The 15,978-nt window shown below is 73.1% G+C and carries 15 protein-coding genes; 14 read left to right on the forward strand and 1 reads right to left on the reverse strand.

Annotation, left to right across the window (positions count from 1 at the left end; translation table 11 throughout):
• Positions 1-66: 66 nt before the first annotated feature.
• From BMY04_RS06170 to BMY04_RS06235, 14 genes are all read left to right on the forward strand, one after another.
• Positions 67-1,560, forward strand: coding sequence for a bifunctional folylpolyglutamate synthase/dihydrofolate synthase (locus BMY04_RS06170; protein ID WP_091178249.1), 1,494 nt, complete (start codon positions 67-69; stop codon positions 1,558-1,560).
• A complete protein-coding gene (locus tag BMY04_RS06175) occupies positions 1,551-1,916 on the forward strand; it encodes a DUF4233 domain-containing protein (RefSeq protein WP_232506135.1) in 366 nt (121 codons plus the stop codon). Before BMY04_RS06170 ends, BMY04_RS06175 begins: the two co-directional genes overlap by 10 nt.
• A gap of 57 nt (positions 1,917-1,973) precedes the next feature.
• Positions 1,974-3,782 carry an ABC transporter ATP-binding protein/permease gene (locus tag BMY04_RS06180; RefSeq protein WP_091178250.1) on the forward strand — a complete coding sequence of 603 codons (1,809 nt, stop codon included), beginning with the start codon at positions 1,974-1,976 and terminating at the stop codon, positions 3,780-3,782.
• Positions 3,783-3,815: 33 nt separating this feature from the next.
• Positions 3,816-4,769, forward strand: a complete 954-nt coding sequence (locus BMY04_RS06185) for a phosphotransferase (RefSeq protein ID WP_091178251.1) — start codon at positions 3,816-3,818, stop codon at positions 4,767-4,769.
• Positions 4,770-4,811: 42 nt separating this feature from the next.
• Positions 4,812-5,246 carry a nucleoside-diphosphate kinase gene (ndk, locus tag BMY04_RS06190; protein ID WP_091178252.1) on the forward strand — a complete coding sequence of 145 codons (435 nt, stop codon included), beginning with the start codon at positions 4,812-4,814 and terminating at the stop codon, positions 5,244-5,246.
• A gap of 76 nt (positions 5,247-5,322) precedes the next feature.
• Positions 5,323-8,322, forward strand: a complete 3,000-nt coding sequence (locus BMY04_RS06195) for a Na+/H+ antiporter subunit A (protein ID WP_091178253.1) — start codon at positions 5,323-5,325, stop codon at positions 8,320-8,322.
• Complete coding sequence (locus BMY04_RS06200; RefSeq protein ID WP_091178254.1) at positions 8,319-8,957, forward strand: Na(+)/H(+) antiporter subunit C; 639 nt, start codon at positions 8,319-8,321, stop codon at positions 8,955-8,957. The genes BMY04_RS06195 and BMY04_RS06200 overlap by 4 nt, the downstream gene beginning before the upstream one ends.
• Positions 8,954-10,612 (forward strand): Na+/H+ antiporter subunit D, encoded by a 1,659-nt coding sequence (locus BMY04_RS06205; RefSeq protein WP_091178255.1) that lies wholly within the window; start codon positions 8,954-8,956, stop codon positions 10,610-10,612. The genes BMY04_RS06200 and BMY04_RS06205 overlap by 4 nt, the downstream gene beginning before the upstream one ends.
• Positions 10,609-11,166, forward strand: coding sequence for a Na+/H+ antiporter subunit E (locus tag BMY04_RS06210; RefSeq protein WP_091178256.1), 558 nt, complete (start codon positions 10,609-10,611; stop codon positions 11,164-11,166). The genes BMY04_RS06205 and BMY04_RS06210 overlap by 4 nt, the downstream gene beginning before the upstream one ends.
• On the forward strand, positions 11,163-11,492 hold the full coding sequence (locus BMY04_RS06215) for an MrpF/PhaF family protein (protein WP_170854020.1): 330 nt from the start codon (positions 11,163-11,165) through the stop codon (positions 11,490-11,492). Before BMY04_RS06210 ends, BMY04_RS06215 begins: the two co-directional genes overlap by 4 nt.
• A complete protein-coding gene (gene mnhG / locus BMY04_RS06220) occupies positions 11,489-11,917 on the forward strand; it encodes a monovalent cation/H(+) antiporter subunit G (RefSeq protein ID WP_232506136.1) in 429 nt (142 codons plus the stop codon). Before BMY04_RS06215 ends, mnhG begins: the two co-directional genes overlap by 4 nt.
• A 16-nt stretch (positions 11,918-11,933) precedes the next feature.
• The gene (locus BMY04_RS06225) at positions 11,934-12,794 is read left to right on the forward strand and encodes a DUF817 domain-containing protein (protein WP_232506137.1); all 861 of its coding nucleotides are present in this window, start codon (positions 11,934-11,936) and stop codon (positions 12,792-12,794) included.
• On the forward strand, positions 12,791-14,782 hold the full coding sequence (locus tag BMY04_RS06230) for a TIGR03960 family B12-binding radical SAM protein (protein WP_091178257.1): 1,992 nt from the start codon (positions 12,791-12,793) through the stop codon (positions 14,780-14,782). Before BMY04_RS06225 ends, BMY04_RS06230 begins: the two co-directional genes overlap by 4 nt.
• A gap of 9 nt (positions 14,783-14,791) precedes the next feature.
• Positions 14,792-15,433 (forward strand): pyridoxamine 5'-phosphate oxidase family protein, encoded by a 642-nt coding sequence (locus tag BMY04_RS06235; RefSeq protein ID WP_091178258.1) that lies wholly within the window; start codon positions 14,792-14,794, stop codon positions 15,431-15,433.
• 1 nt (position 15,434) lies between these two features.
• On the opposite strand, the gene BMY04_RS06240 is transcribed toward BMY04_RS06235, so the two are convergent.
• Complete coding sequence (locus BMY04_RS06240) at positions 15,435-15,896, reverse strand: winged helix-turn-helix transcriptional regulator (protein WP_091178259.1); 462 nt, start codon at positions 15,894-15,896, stop codon at positions 15,435-15,437.
• Positions 15,897-15,978: the final 82 nt, after the last annotated feature.

Here is a 15,978-nt window from a genome sequence, read left to right on the forward strand (position 1 = left end):
AGGAGCGGTGGTGGTCACGAGCGTCAACCTTAGTGGGCGGGGCGGCAGAACTAGACTTCACGAGCCATGCCTGACACCGCCACCGCCACTGCCGGGACCGACGACGCGCGCACCCACGCCGACGTCGTCCGCGACCTCACGAGCCGCTGGCCGGAGCACCGGGTGGCCCCGTCGCTCGGCCGCATCGCCGCGCTGACCGAGCTGCTCGGCGACCCGCAGCACAGCTATCCCGTCATCCACGTCACGGGCACCAACGGCAAGGGCAGCACCGCCGCGATGATCGAGTCGCTGCTGCGCGCCGCCGGGCTGCGGACCGGTCGCTTCACGAGCCCGCACCTGACCTCGCTGACCGAGCGCATCGCGATCGACGGCGAGCCGATCGCCGACGACCGCTTCGACGAGGTGTGGGGCGAGCTCGAGCCGTACGTCGCGATCGTCGACGAGCGCCGGATCGACGGCGTCTCCTGCACCTTCTTCGAGATCGTCACGGCCATGGCCTTCGCGGCGTTCGCCGACGCCCCGGTCGACGTGGCCGTCGTCGAGGTGGGCCTCGGCGGCACCTGGGATGCGACCAACGTCGCCGACGCCGGCGTCGCCGTGATCACCCCGATCGACCTCGACCACACCCACCTGCTCGGCTCGACGGTCGCCGAGATCGCGCGCGAGAAGGCCGGGATCATCAAGCCCGGCGCCCACGCGATCCTGGCGGGCCAGCCGCTCGAGGCCGCCCAGGTGCTGCTCGAGCGGTGCGCCGAGGTGGGGGCGCTGCCTCAGCGCGAGGGGATCGACTTCGGCGTCCTGGGGCGCCAGCTCGCCGTCGACGGCCAGCTCGTCCGCCTCAACGGCGCCGAGGGTCCGGTCGAGGACGTCTTCGTCCCGCTGCACGGGGCGCACCAGGCGTCGAACGCCGGCATCGCCCTCGCCGCGGTCGAGGCGTTCCTCGGGCTCAAGGCGCTCAACCCCGACGTCGTCCGCGAGGGCTTCGCGCAGGTCACCGTCCCCGGGCGGCTCGAGGTCGTCCGGCGCTCGCCGACCGTGCTCCTCGACGCGGCGCACAACCCGCACGGCGCGAGCGCGGCCGTCGCGGCGATCGGCGAGGCCTTCGACCTCAACCCGCTCGTCGGCGTGGTCGGGGTGATGGGCGACAAGGACGTGCGCGGGGTGCTCGAGGCGCTCGAGCCGGCGCTGACCTCGGTCGTCGTCACCCAGGTCGCCTCCTCCAGCCGCGGCCTGCCGGCCGAGGAGCTGGGCGAGCTGGCCGCCGAGGTGTTCGGGGCCGAGCGGGTCACCGTGGCGCCGCGTCTCGACGACGCGCTCGACGTGGCCGTCGGCCTCGCCGAGGACCAGGGCGTCGGCTCGCCCGGCGTGCTCGTCAGCGGTTCCGTGGTCCTGGTCGGCGAGGCGCGCAGCCTGCTGGTCGCCCAGAAGAGTGATGCCAAGGGGAGCGCCGGCACGCCCGACCCGGGCGAGGAGGACGACCCCGACGACGACTGGGACCCCCTGGAGGCCGACCTCGGGGGCGACGAGCCGACCGACGAGGAGCGGGAGGCGTGGACGTGAGCCCGCTCGCCCTCACCCCGCGCAACCCGATGCGCGTGGTGCTGCTCTCGGTGCTGCTGTTCGAGGTCGTGGTCTTCGCGCTCGCAATCCCGGTGATGATCCTGGTCTCGCACGTCGACCCGCTGCCCGCGGCGCTGCTCGGTTCCGGGGCTGCGGTCCTCGCCCTCGCCGCGTCCGGGCTGCTCCGCAAGCCCGCGGGCTACCCCCTCGGCTGGCTGGCGCAGCTCGCCGGCGTCCTGCTCGGGCTCCTGACCCCGTCGATGTTCGTCGTGGGGGCGATGTTCGCGGCCCTGTGGGTCGTCTCCTTCGTCCTCGGCAAGCGGCTGGACGCCCGCGCGGACCCGGCCGCCTCGTAGCGGAGCCGTAACCGCGCGCTGCGTGCGCCGGGGCCACGCGGCCACTACGGTGCTGCCGTGGTGGAAGAGCTGACCTCGGGGCTGCTCTGGGTCGTGGGTGCGTTCGTCCTGTGCGCCGTCGGCGCCTTCCTGCTGGGCCTGCTGCTGTGCCGCCGGACGAAGTTCGGGCGGCAGTTCTGGCGGCTGGCCGGCCCGTTCTTCAAGCCCCGCCGCGGCGACCGTGCCAGCTGGAAGCCGTTGCTGGTCGCCCTGCTCGTGCTGGCGCTCACCGTGATCGGCGTGCGCGTCGACGTGATCATCTCCAACAACAACAACCGGCTCTTCACCTCGCTCCAGGAGCTCGACAGCGGAGCCTTCTGGCGCGCGATCGTCTTCTTCTGCGTCGTGGCCAGCGTCTCGGTCGTGCTGACCCTCGTCGCCTACCTGGTCGGGCAGCTGCAGGTCATCCGCTGGCGGCAGTGGACCAACGCCCAGGTGCTGACCGACTGGCTGAGCGGGACGGCGTACCACCGGGCGCGCTTCATCGACGACCCGATCGACAACCCCGAGCAGCGCATCCAGGCCGACGTCGACTCCTTCACCGACACCTCGCAGACGCTGGTCTTCGGGCTGATCTCGTCGATGCTCGGGCTCGTCTCGTTCTCGATCATCCTGTGGAACCTCTCGGGCCCGCTCACCCTCTTCGGCATCACCTTCCCGAAGGCGCTCATCGTCGTCGCCTACGTCTTCATCCTGGTCTCGACGGTGATCGTCATCCGGATCGGACGGCCGCTCATCCGGCTGAGCTTCCTGGCCGAGCGCCTGAACGCCTCCTACCGCTACTCGCTGATCCGCGTGCGCGAGAACTCCGAGGCCATCGCCCTCTACGGAGGCGAGGGCATCGAGGAGCGCGGCCTGATGAACCGCTTCTCCGCGGTGATCGCCAACGTCTGGGCGATCGTCTTCCGGAACCTCAAGTTCAACGGCACCAACCTGGTCATCAGCCAGATCGCGGTGATCCTGCCGTACATGATCCAGGCGCCGCGCTTCTTCACCCGCCAGATCACGCTCGGCCAGTTCACGCAGTCGGCCGACGCGTTCAGCCAGGTGGCCGGGTCGCTGTCGTTCTTCCGCAGCGCGTACGACACGTTCGCCGCGTACCGCGCGACGCTCGACCGGCTCACGGGCCTGCTGGACGCCGACGCGCAGGCCCGGATGCTGCCCGTGCCGCTGCGCTCGCGGCCGACGGCCGGGCTCGAGGTCGAGGGGCTGGACGTGTTCCGGCCGACGGGCGAGCCGCTGGTCAACCGCCTGGACCTGACCGTCGAGCCGGGGGAGTGGCTGCTGGTCCGCGGCCGTTCGGGCAGCGGCAAGACGACGCTGCTGCGGAGCCTGGCCGGGCTGTGGCCGTACGTCCGCGGCGTGGTGTCACGCCCCCAGGGCCAGGTGATCTTCTGCGCGCAGCAGCCGTACCTGCCGCTCGGCACGCTCCGCTCGGCCATCACCTACCCGGCTCCGGACGAGGTGTTCCCCGACGCCGCCGTGCGCCAGGTGCTCGAGGACGTGCAGCTCGGGCACCTCGGACACCAGCTGGACGAGACGAAGGACTGGATGACCACGCTCTCGCCGGGTGAGCGACAGCGGCTGGCCTTCGGCCGGGTGCTGCTCCTCCAGCCGAGCCTGGTGTTCTTCGACGAGAGCACGTCGGCGCTGGACGAGGGCATGGAGCACGCGCTCTACCGCCTCGTCCGGGAGCGGCTGCCGCACACCTCGGTCGTCAGCGTCGGCCACCGCAGCAGCCTCGGCGCCTCCCACCAGCGCGAGCTCGTGCTGCTCGGGCAGGGCGCGTGGACGACCGGCTCCCTCGTCGGGGGCGGGCAGACGTAAACCGGGTGCCCCGCCCCCGGGCACCGTCGCAGGATGGCGGACGTGGTCGAGGTGGCCGAGGCAGCCGGCGTACGGGTCGCGTGGTCCGACCTGCCCGCGTCGGTGCGGGCCGGGGTCGAGGCGGTCCTCGGCTCGCCGGTCGTCGAGGCCGTCACGCAGCCGGGCGGGTTCTCGCCGGGCAGCGCGGACCGGGTCCGCACGGCCGACGGGGGCCGGGCCTTCGTCAAGGCGGTCAGCGCGACTGCGAACCCGCGCTCGCCCGGCCTCCACCGGCAGGAGGCCGCCGTCACGGTCGCCCTGCCTCGCACGGCGCCCGTCCCCACCCTGCTCGGCGTCCACGACGACGGGACGTGGGTCGCCCTGGTGCTGGCCGACGTCGACGGCCGCCACCCTGCGCTGCCGTGGCGCACCGACGAGCTCGAGGCCGTGCGGCGCGCGTACGAGGAGGTGGCGACGGTCCCGCTGACCGGCGCCCTCGCGGCGCTGCCCGGCACCGGGGAGCAGCTCGCCGAGGACTTCGCCGGCTGGCGGAGGCTGCTCGCCGAGCCCGACGCGGACCTCGACCCCTGGGCCGCCGCGCACCTGCACCGGCTCGCCGCGACGGCCGCGCGCGCCGCCGGCGTCGTCGTCGGTGACCAGCTCGTGCACGGCGACGCCCGGGCCGACAACCTCCTGGTCCGGCCGGACGGGACGGTCGCGGTGGTCGACTGGCCGTGGGCGTCGCGGGGCGCGGGCTGGTTCGACCTGGTCTGCGTGCTGGTGAACGTGGCCTGCTACGACGCCGAGGCCCCCGTCGAGGCGCTGGTCGCCGACTGGCTCCCGGACGTGCCCGCCGAGGACGTCGACGCCGTCCTGGCCGGGCTCGCGGGCTACTTCGTGGACGTCGCCCGGCGGCCGGACCCGCCAGGCCTGCCGACCGTCCGGGCGTTCCAGCGCGCCCAGGGCGGGGCGGTGCTGGCCTGGCTGCGGCAGCGCTGGGGCGCGTGAGCACGGCGGCCTGAGGGGCCAGGTCCCGATAGGGTGCGCGCCATGACCACCACGCCGCCCGAGGTCCCGACGCAGCGCTCCTTCGTCCTGATCAAGCCCGACGCGGTGCGTCGCGGGCTCGTGGGTGCGGTGCTGTCGCGCTTCGAGAGCAAGGGCCTGCGGATCGTGACGCTGCAGCTGCGCCAGGTGACCGGCGAGGAGTCCGACCAGCACTACGCCGAGCACGTCGAGCGGCCGTTCTACCCGCCGCTGCGGGCGTTCATCACCTCCGGCCCGTCGGTCGCGCTCGTGGTCGAGGGCGACGAGGCGATCGAGGTCGTCCGTGCGCTCAACGGCGCCACCGACGGCCGCAAGGCCGCGCCCGGCACGATCCGCGGGGACTTCTCGCTGTCCAACCGCGAGAACCTCGTGCACGGCTCCGACTCGCAGGAATCCGCCGCCCGCGAGATCGCGTTCTGGTTCCCCGAGCTGGGCTGAGCCCCCGCGACGACCGGGGTCGGTTCGCCGTCCCCGGCTAGGGTCGAGACCCCCGCCGCCCACCGACGAGGACCCCGTGACCCTGCTGCTCGCCATCCACCTCGGCGTCGCCCTCGTGGCGCCGTGGCTGCTGCGCGCGCTCCGGTGCCGGGCCTTCTACGTGCTCGCGCTGGTCCCCGCGGCGACCGCCGTCTGGACCGCGCTGCAGGGTCCGACCGTGCTCGCCGGCGGCGTCGTCACCGAACGATCCGCCTGGATCCCGGCGCTCGGCATCGACGTCTCCTTCCGCATCGGGCTGCTGCAGTGGGTGCTGACGCTCGTCGTCAGCGGCATCGGCGCGCTGGTGCTCTTCTACTGCCGCTTCTACTTCTCCCACGACGAGCCGCCGCTGCGCACCGGTGCGGTGCTGCTGGCCTTCGCCGGCGCGATGACCGGCCTGGTCACCTCCGACGACCTCGTCGGGCTCTACGTCTTCTGGGAGCTCACCACCGTCTTCTCCTACCTGCTGGTCGGGCACAACCCGCGCTTCGCCGCGAACCGCCGGGCGGCGCTGACCGCCCTGGTCGTGACGACGTTCGGCGGCCTGGCGATGCTGACCGGCATCGTGCTGCTGGGCGTCCGCTACGACACGTTCTCCCTCTCCGGCGTCCTCGAGGCGGCCCGCGGGAGCGGCGTCGGCTCGGCGTACGTCGTGACCGCGGTGATGCTGCTGCTGGTCGGGGCGATGACCAAGTCGGCGCTCGTCCCGTTCCACTTCTGGCTGCCCGGGGCGATGGCCGCGCCGACGCCCGTCAGCGCCTACCTGCACGCCGCCGCGATGGTGAAGGCCGGGGTCTACCTGGTGGCCGTCCTCGCCCCCGTGTTCGCGGGCACGCCGGGCTGGCGGCCGGTCCTGCTGACGCTCGGCGCCGCGACGATGATCCTGGGCGGCTGGCGCTCGCTGCGGCAGTACGACATCAAGGTCCTGCTCGCGTACGGCACCGTCAGCCAGCTCGGCTTCCTCATGGTGCTCTGCGGCATCGGCACGCGCTCGGCGGCCCTCGGCGGGCTCGCCCTGCTGGTCGCGCACGCGCTGTTCAAGTCGACGCTCTTCCTCGTGGTCGGCATCGTCGACCACAGCGCCGGCACCCGCGACCTGCGGCGGCTGGACGGCGTCGGCCGGCGGATGCCGGTCGTGGCCGGAGCCGCGCTCCTGGCCGGTGCCTCCATGGCCGCGCTGCCGCCGACGCTGGGGTTCACGGCCAAGGAGGCCGGCTTCGAGAGCCTGACCTACCTCGTGGGCGGCGACGGCACGGCCGTGCCCCCGCTGCCCGCGGTGCTGCTCGCCGCCACGCTCGTCGCCGGCTCCGCCCTGACCGTGGCGTACACGCTGCGCTTCTGGTGGGGCGCCTTCGTCAGCAAGCGCGGCGCCTACTTCGTCGACGCCCGCGGCCAGGACCGCCCGGCGACCGCCTGCCACCCGGTGCCCGCCGGGTTCGCGGCGGCGCCCGTGCTGCTCGGCCTGCTCAGCCTGGCCGGCGGCTTCGTCGGCCACCCGCTCACGGAGGCGTTCGGCGGCTACGTCGACGCCTTCGCGGTGGGCGAGGAGAGCCACGGCATCGCGCTGTGGCACGGCGTCAGCGTGCCGCTGCTGATGTCGGCGCTCGCGGTGGGCGGCGGTGTCGTGCTCTTCTGGCAGCGGGCCTTCATCGCCCGGGCCCAGTCGACCTTCCCGGCGCCGTACGAGGCCGAGACCGCCTACCAGCGGATCATGCGCGGCCTCGACCGGCTGTCGGTCGAGACCACGGCGATCACCCAGCGCGGCTCGGTGCCGGTCTACCTCGCCTCGATCCTGCTCGTGCTCGTCGCGCTGCCCGGTGGCGCGCTGCTGCTCGTGGGGGAGTGGCCTTCGGTGCGGCTCTTCGACACCCCCGCCCAGCTGCTGGCGGGCGTGGTGATGGGCGTCGCGGCGGTCGTGGCCGCCAGCTCCCGGGGCCGGCTGCGCGCGGTCATGCTCGCGGGGGTCACCGGCTACGGCGTGGCGGTGCTGTTCCTGCTGCACGGCGCCCCCGACCTCGCCCTCACCCAGGTGCTCGTCGAGACGGTGACCCTCGTCGTCTTCTCGCTCGTGCTGCGCAAGCTCCCGAAGTACTTCACGACCCGCCCGCTGTCCTCGAGCCGCTGGTGGCGGCTGGTCGTCGCCGTGCTCGTGGGGCTCGTCGTCGTCGGCATCGCCCTGGTGGCCGCCGGGTCGCGGGTCGCGGAGCCCGTCTCCGTGGCCTACCCCGAGGTCGCGTACACGTTCGGCTACGGCAAGAACGTCGTCAACGTGACCCTCGTCGACATCCGCTCCTGGGACACCATGGGCGAGATCTCCGTGCTCGTCGTGGCCGCGACCGGCGTCGCCAGCCTGATCTTCCTGCGCAGCCGCTACTCGGCCCGTCCCGTGCGGCCCGACGCCCCGACCGGCGGCGGTGCGGTGGGGCGCACGGTCTGGCTGCGCGGTGGCGAGACGCTGTCGCCGACCCGGCGCTCGATCGTCTTCGAGGTCGTCACGCGGGTGCTGTTCCCGGTCATGATCGTGGTGTCCGTCTACCTGCTCATCGCCGGCCACAACGCCCCGGGTGGCGGCTTCGCCGGCGGCCTGGTCGCCGGCATGGCGCTGATGATCCGCTACCTCGCGGCCGGCAGCCGCGAGCTCGACGAGGCCGCCCCGGTCGACGCGGGCAAGGTGCTCGGCGCGGGCCTCGCGCTGGCGGCGCTCGGCCTGCTCGGGCCCGCGGCCTTCGGCGGGCGGATCGGGCAGAGCTACGACCTCTCGTTCGACTTCGGCGCCCTCGAGGCCGTGCGGACCCCGTTCGGGGAGCTGGCCCTGATGGGGTCGCCGCACCTCGTGACGTCGGTGTTCTTCGACGTCGGCGTCTACCTCGTCGTCGTCGGCGTCATGCTCGACCTCGCCCGCAGCCTCGGCGCCGGCATCGACACCCACGAGGCCGAGGACCGGGCCCCGGCGCCGCACGCGCACGAGACGAGCGCCCGACCGTCGCGGCGGGCACCGATGCCCGAGCGCGAGCCGGCGGGGGTGGCCGGTCCGTGACCCCCAACCTCACCCTCGCCGTCCTGGCCGGCGTCCTCGTCGCGGCGGGCGTCTACCTGGTCCTCGAACGGTCGCTGACCCGCATCCTGGTCGGGGTCCTGCTCGCGTCGAACGGCGTGAACGTGCTGTTCCTGGTCGCGAGCGGGGCGGCCGGCGGGGCCCCGATCACCGGCGTCACCGAGCCGCAGGACATGAGCGACCCGCTCCCGCAGGCGTTCGTCCTGACCGCGATCGTCATCACGCTGGCCGTCACGGCCTTCCTGCTGACGCTCGCGTACCGCAGCTTCCAGATCGCCGGCAACGACGAGGTGTCCGACGACGTGGAGGACTCCGCCATCCGCCGGCTCGCCCTCGACGACGCGACCTCCGGCAGCTACGACCCCGACGACGAGGGCCACCCCGACGAGGAGGGCCAGGCCACCGGCGAGGAGGAGGGCGAGCGCGTGACGGCCGACCCGGAGAGCTCCGACGCCGACCCGGTCGGCTTCGAGGGGCGCACCGGGGGGACCACCGAGCCGGCCCCCGAGACGCCGGGCGAGGTGCCGAAGGCCCAGGTCGCGGCGCGGGCACCGGGCGAGCCGCCTCCCAGCCCGCTGGTGGGTGCCGGCACCACGACCGAGGAGGAGGGCGCGTGAACAACCTCCTGCCCCTGCCCGTCCTGCTGCCGCTGCTCGGCGCCGGGCTGGCGCTCGCGCTGAACCGCCGGCCCCGGGCCCAGCGGGTCGTGGCCTCGACCGCGCTGGTCGGCGTCACGACGGTCGCCGCCCTCCTGGTCTGGCTGACCGACGCCCGCGGCCCGGTCGTGCTGTGGGTCGGGAGCTGGCCGCAGCCGCTCGGCATCGCCCTCGTCGCCGACCGGTTGAGCGCGCTCATGCTGCTCGTGTCGTCGGTGGTGACGCTGTCGGTCCTGCTGTTCTCGATGGGCGCACCCGAGGCCGAACGGCGCCGCGAGACCCCGATCTCGATCTTCTACCCGACGTTCCTGGTGCTCTCCGCGGGCGTCTCCAACGCCTTCCTGGCCGGCGACCTGTTCAACCTGTTCGTCGGCTTCGAGATGCTGCTGTTCGCCTCGTACGTGCTGCTCACCCTGGGCGGGACGGGGGAGCGGGTGCGGGCCGGCAGCACGTACGTGCTCGTCAGCCTGCTGTCCTCGACGCTGTTCCTCGTCGCGATCGCCGCCGTGTACGCCGCCACCGGCACGGTGAACCTGGCCCAGCTCTCGCTCCGCTTCGCCGAGCTGCCGCACGACGTCGCGCTGGTGCTCCAGCTGCTGCTGCTCACCGTGTTCTCGATCAAGGCCGCGGTGTTCCCGATGTCGGCGTGGCTGCCGGACTCGTACCCGACCGCGCCGGCGCCCGTGACGGCGGTGTTCGCGGGGCTGCTGACCAAGGTCGGCGTGTACGCGATCATCCGCACCCAGTCGCTGCTGTTCCCCGACAGCCACCTCTCCCGGCTGCTCATGTGGGCCGCCCTGGTGACGATGGTCGTGGGCATCCTCGGCGCGATCGCGCAGACCGAGGTCAAGCGGCTGCTGTCCTTCACGCTGGTCAGCCACATCGGCTACATGGTGTTCGGCGTCGCCCTGGCCAGCACCGCCGGCTACGCGGGCGCGATCTTCTACACCGCGCACCACATCACCATCCAGACCACGCTGTTCCTGGTGCTGGGCCTGGTCGAGGTCCGCGCCGGGAGCACGTCGCTGACGCGGCTCGGCGGGCTGGCCGCGCTGTCGCCGGTGCTCGGGGTCCTGTTCTTCGTCCCGGCCATGAACCTGGCCGGCATCCCGCCGTTCTCGGGCTTCATCGGCAAGGTCGGGCTCCTGGACGCCGGGGTGCAGCACGGCGGGTTCCTGGCCTACCTCCTCGTCGGCGGTGGCGTGGTGACGAGCCTGCTCACCCTCTACGCCATGGCCAAGGTCTGGAACCGTGCGTTCTGGCGCCCGCTGCAGACCGAGGCCGACGAGCTGGAGACGGTCGGCGTCGAGACCGTCGCGCAGGTCGCGCAGCAGCCGGCCGGGCGCGCGCCCGCGGCGAGCGCGACCGAGGCGGCGTCGGGCGACCTGGAGGAGGAGCCCGGCACGACCCTGCAGCAGGAGGAGGGCTCGGAGGACCTGCCGACCGGGCGGCGGATGCCGTGGCCGATGGTGGCGACGACCACCGTGCTGGTGCTGCTCGGCGTGGGCCTGACGGTCGTCGCGGGACCGCTGTACGGCTACAGCACGCGGGCTGCGGCCGACCTGTTCGGCGGGGCCGCGTACGTGCAGGCCGTCCTGCCCGGGGGCAACCGGTGAGCCCGGGCCGGCGACGGCCCAGCCTGGCCGCGGTCGTCGTCCTCACCGTGACCTGGGTGCTGCTGTGGGAGCGCATCTCGCTGTTCATCGTCCTGACCGGGGTGCTGCTCGCGCTGCTGGTCTTCCTGGTCTTCCCGCTGCCGGCCATCGAGCGCACCGGGCGCGTCCACCCGGTCGCGCTCGCCCGGCTCGTGGGCCGGCTGGGCGTGGACCTCGTGGTCTCGAGCGTCCGGGTCGTCCGGCTGGCACTCACGCGCCGCGAGCCACGCAGCGCGATCATCCGGGTCCGGCTGCGCAGCCGGTCCGACCTGGTCCTGACCATGACCTCGGAGCTGGTCTCGCTGGTGCCGGGGAGCATCGTCCTCGAGGTGCGGCGGGCGGAGAGCACGCTCTACATCCACGCGCTCGACGCGGTCGAGCCCGACGAGCTGCGCCGCGCCGAGCAGGACGTCCTCGACTCCGAGGCGCGCGTGCTGCGCGCCTTCGGCACGGCGGAGGACATCGCGGCGCTCGACGCCGATACGAGGGTGGACGCACCGGTGAGGCGGAGATGAGCCCCGTGCACGTGGCCGTGCTGGTCATGGTCGGGATCGGCGCCGTGCTGCTCGTGGTGGCGGCGTCGATGACGGTCGCGCGGATGGCGCGCGGCCCGAGCAGCCTCGACCGCGTGGTCGCGGCCGACGTGCTCGTCGCCGTGGTGATCGCCACCCTGGCCGCCGACGCGATCGTCAACGACCACGCGACGACGCTGCCGATCATGCTCGTCCTCTCGCTGCTCGGCTTCGCCGGCGCGGTGAGCATCGCCCGCTTCGTCGCCGAGCGCGACAAGGCGGTGCGCTGGGAGGACCCGGGCACGCGGCCGAAGGACGGCGCCCAGTGACCGGGCTCTCCCTGGCCGACGTGCTCGACCTGCTCGGCGCGGCCCTGGTGCTCGCGGGATGCTTCCTCTGCTTCGCCGCCGCGCTCGGGATCCTGCGTTTCCCCGACGTCGTCTCGCGCATGCACGCGGCGACCAAGCCCCAGACCCTCGGGCTGATCCTGCTGGCCGCCGGCGTCGAGGTGTCGCTGCGCAGCTGGGCGTCGTTCGGCACCCTGGTGCTCATCGCCGCGCTGCAGCTGGCCACCGCGCCCGTCTCCGCGCACCTCGTCGGGCGCACCGTCTACCGCACCGACCAGGTCCGCCACGACCTGCTGGTCCGCGACGACCTCGCCCACGACCTCGAGGCGGCCGGGTTCCACCTCGGCCCCGCCCCCGAGGACGAGGACCAGCCGGCGTCCTCCGACGACGACCGCCGGCTGAGCTAGCGGCGGGTCGAGCACCGTGGCGACGCACGTCGAGGGCGCTTCCGCCCGGCCCCGCGAGGCCGCGTGGCGGCGGGTCGGGCACGGTCTGGCCCAGCTCGTGCGCTTCGCGTGGGTCGAGCTGCAGTGCTGCACGTTCGCGGCCGCCCTGTTCCTCGGTCTGGCGGTGAGCCGGGCGGTGCCGCTGCCCGTCGCCCGCTACGACGCGCTGCTCGCCTACGCGGTGGTGCTGACCGTCGTGTTCTTCCTGCTCCGGCTCGAGACGGCGCGTGAGGTGGCCGTGATCCTCGCGTTCCACCTGGTCGGGCTCGGGCTCGAGCTGTTCAAGGTCCGGGTCGGCTCGTGGGCGTACCCGGAGGACGCACGGACCAAGGTCGCCGGCGTCCCGCTCTACGCCGGCTTCATGTACGCCGCCGTCGGCTCCTACATCTGCCAGGCCTTCCGTCGCTTCGACCTGCGCGTCGACCGCTTCCCCTTCGTCCCGGCGGTCCTGCTGGCGGTGGCGGCGTACGCGAACTTCTTCACCCACCACTACCTGCCCGACGTACGGGTCCTGGTGGCCGCCGGCTTCGTGGTCGTGCTGTGGCGCAGCCGGGTCTGGTTCAGCGTCGGCGAGCGCCGCTACGCGATGCCGCTCAGCCTGTCGTTCGTGCTGATCGGGTTCTTCCTCTGGCTGGCCGAGAACGGCGCGACGTTCCTGGGCGCGTGGCGCTACCCCGACCAGGCCCGGCTGTGGCAGCTCGTCCACGTCGGCAAGTGGGGGTCGTGGGCCCTGCTCGTCAGCCTCAGCTTCGTCCTGGTGGCCGCGGTCAAGGTGCAGGAGGGCCGCTTCTACGGCTCGGCCGACGCCGAGCCGGCCGTTACGCTGGTCCGACCATGACGGTCCTCGAGCACGCGCCCAGCCCCGACTCGCTCTTCGAGCGGATCGAGCCGCTGCTCGCGCGCGTCAGCAAGCCCGTGCAGTACGTCGGCGGCGAGCTCAACAGCGTCGTCAAGGACTGGGACGCCACCGACGTGCGCTGGTGCCTGTCCTACCCCGACGCGTACGAGATCGGCCTGCCCAACCAGGGCATCGCCATCCTCTACGAGGTGCTCAACGAGCGCGACTGGATCCTCGCCGAGCGCACGTACGCGGTCTGGGGCGACATGGAGGCCCTGATGCGCGAGCACGGGGTCCCGCAGTTCACGCTCGACGGCCACCGCCCGGTGGGCGCCTTCGACGTCTTCGGCCTGAGCTTCGCGACCGAGCTCGGCTACACCAACATGCTCACCGAGCTCGACCTCGCGGGCATCCCGCTGCACGCCGTCGACCGGCGCGAGCACGACCCGATCGTGCTCGCCGGCGGGCACGCCGCCTTCAACCCCGAGCCGATCGCCGACTTCATCGACGCCGCCGTGCTCGGCGACGGGGAGGAGATCGCGCTGGCGATCTCCGAGGTCGTGCGCGAGTGGAAGGCCGAGGGCCGCCCCGACGGCCGCGACGGGCTGCTGATGCGCCTGGCCGCGAGCGGCGGCGTGTACGTGCCGAAGTTCTACGACACCGACCACCTGCCCGACGGCCGGATCCGGCGCATCGCGCCCAACCGCAGCGGCGTCCCGTACACGGTCCGCAAGCACACGCTGATGGACCTCGACGCGTGGCCCTACCCCAAGAAGCCGCTCGTGCCGATGGCCGAGACCGTGCACGAGCGCTACTCGGTGGAGATCTTCCGCGGCTGCACGCGCGGCTGCCGCTTCTGCCAGGCCGGGATGATCACCCGCCCGGTGCGCGAGCGCAGCATCGAGACGATCGGCAGCATGGTCGCCGCCGGCATCGAGGCGACCGGCCTCGAGGAGGTCGGCCTGCTCAGCCTGTCGAGCGCCGACCACTCCGAGATCGGCGAGGTCGCCCACCAGCTGGCCGACCGCTACGACGGCACGAACGTCTCGCTGTCGCTGCCGAGCACGCGGGTCGACGCGTTCAACATCGACCTGGCGAACGAGCTGTCGCGCAACGGCCGGCGCTCCGGGCTGACCTTCGCGCCCGAGGGCGGCTCGCAGCGGCTGCGCCAGGTGATCAACAAGATGGTCACCGACGAGGACCTGATCCGCACGGTCTCCGCCGCGTACGCGAGCGGGTGGCGCCAGGTCAAGCTCTACTTCATGTGCGGGCTCCCGACGGAGACCGACGAGGACGTGCTCGCCATCGCCGACCTCACCAAGCGGGTCATCGACACCGGGCGCCGGGTCAGCGGCCGGCGCGACATCCGCTGCACCGTGAGCATCGGCGGCTTCGTGCCCAAGCCGCACACCCCGTTCCAGTGGGCCGCGCAGTGCGAGGCCGAGGTGGTCGACGACCGCCTGCTCAAGCTGCGCCGCGCCGTCCAGCAGGACAAGCAGTACGCCAAGGCCATCGGGTTCCGCTACCACGACGGCAAGCCGGGGATGGTCGAGGGGCTTCTGAGCCGCGGCGACCGCCGCGTGGGCCGCGTCATCGAGGCGGTGTGGCGCGACGGCGGGCGGTTCGACGGCTGGAGCGAGCACTTCTCGTACGAGCGCTGGATGCGGTGCGCCGAGGAGGCCCTGGCCGGCACGGGCGTCGACGTCGCGTGGTTCACGACGCGCGAGCGCGACCACAACGAGGTGCTGCCCTGGGACCACCTCGACTCCGGGCTCGACCGGGACTGGCTGTGGGAGGACTGGCAGGACGCGCTCGACGAGCGTGAGGTCGAGGACTGCCGCTGGACCCCGTGCTTCGACTGCGGCGTCTGCCCGCAGATGGACACGAGCATCCAGATGGGGCCGACCGGCCGCACGCTGCTGCCGATCGCCCAGGTGCGCCAGGGGCTGGCGGCAACTCCGTCGTCCGCGGGGGCTCCTGCGCTCTAGGCTGCGGCCATGGTCGCCGTCGCCCCGTCCGTCACCGAGACCCCCGTCACGACGCTCGACGAGCTCGTCGCCGTCGTCGGCGAGCCCAACGAGGTCGCCGCGCACAAGGTGCAGACGCGGCTGCACGACCTGCACCGGCAGTGGCTCGAGGCGTCACCGTTCTGCATCCTCGCGACCTCCGACGCCGAGGGCCGGCTCGACGCGTCGCCCAAGGGCGACCCGGCGGGGCAGCTCGTCCACGTGCTCGACGACACGACGATCGTCATCGCGGAGCGGCCGGGCAACCGCCGCGTCGACGGCTACAAGAACGTGCTGTCCAACCCGCACGTCGGCCTGATCTTCCTCGTCCCGGGTCGCGACGACACCCTCCGCGTCAACGGCCGCGCCCGGCTCGTGTCCGAGGCGCCGTGGTTCGACGAGCTGGCGGTGAAGGGCCGGCGCCCGATCCTCGGTCTCGTCGTCGACGTCGAGGAGGTGTTCACGCACTGCTCCAAGGCGTTCCTGCGCGCGCAGCTGTGGCATCCCGAGACCTGGGAGCCCGAGGCCGTGCCGTCGCGTGCCGTCTTCTCCCACACCTTCGAGCGCAAGGACGAGACCCTCGCCGAGGTCGAGGCGCACTACGGCCCGACCTACGCCGAGCAGCTCTACTGAGCTAGCGGTCGCCGGCGCCGACGTCGGCGCCAGCGGCGGCGTCGTGCCGCTCCCGGTTGGCGAGCACCGCGTCCATGTTCCCCTGGGCCCAGGTGCCCAGACCGCGCGTGAGCCGGTGCAGCGAAGCCCCCAGGTCGGTCAGCGCGTACTCGACCGTGACGGGCACGGTCGGGGTCACCGTGCGGGTGAGCAGACCGTCGCGCTCCAGCGAGCGCAGCGTCTGCGTGAGCATCTTCTGGCTCACGCCCGCCAGCCGCCGGGCCAGCTGGGAGTAGCGCATCGACCGCGGGACGTCGCCGCCCGAGGTGCTCGGCTCGGTGTCGTCGCCCAGGGCGCACAGGACCAGCACCACCCACTTGTCCGAGATGCGGTCGAGCAGCGCCCGGCTCGGGCACCCGGCGAGGAACGCGTCGTACTCGACCTTCGCCTGCGCGCGCTGCTGCGCCGCCGTCTGCGTGGCCATGGCCCTGCTCCTCTCGCTGCCTGTCGCACCGTCGCCGCCGACCTCGGCAGCCGCTACGCACCTTGAGGTGCCTACTTCCCTG

Source organism: Microlunatus flavus (genome assembly GCF_900110855.1).
Taxonomy (GTDB): domain Bacteria; phylum Actinomycetota; class Actinomycetes; order Propionibacteriales; family Propionibacteriaceae; genus Microlunatus; species Microlunatus flavus.

What these genes read in the sequence shown, in the direction of transcription:
- BMY04_RS06170 (WP_091178249.1), top strand. Translation starts at nt 67, where the DNA reads ATGCCTGACACCGCCACCGCCACTGCCGGGACCGACGACGCGCGCACC.
- BMY04_RS06185 (WP_091178251.1), top strand. Translation starts at nt 3,816, where the DNA reads ATGGCGGACGTGGTCGAGGTGGCCGAGGCAGCCGGCGTACGGGTCGCG.
- ndk (WP_091178252.1), top strand. Translation starts at nt 4,812, where the DNA reads ATGACCACCACGCCGCCCGAGGTCCCGACGCAGCGCTCCTTCGTCCTG.
- BMY04_RS06215 (WP_170854020.1), top strand. Translation starts at nt 11,163, where the DNA reads ATGAGCCCCGTGCACGTGGCCGTGCTGGTCATGGTCGGGATCGGCGCC.
- BMY04_RS06230 (WP_091178257.1), top strand. Translation starts at nt 12,791, where the DNA reads ATGACGGTCCTCGAGCACGCGCCCAGCCCCGACTCGCTCTTCGAGCGG.
- BMY04_RS06235 (WP_091178258.1), top strand. Translation starts at nt 14,792, where the DNA reads ATGGTCGCCGTCGCCCCGTCCGTCACCGAGACCCCCGTCACGACGCTC.
- BMY04_RS06240 (WP_091178259.1), bottom strand. Translation starts at nt 15,896, where the DNA reads ATGGCCACGCAGACGGCGGCGCAGCAGCGCGCGCAGGCGAAGGTCGAG.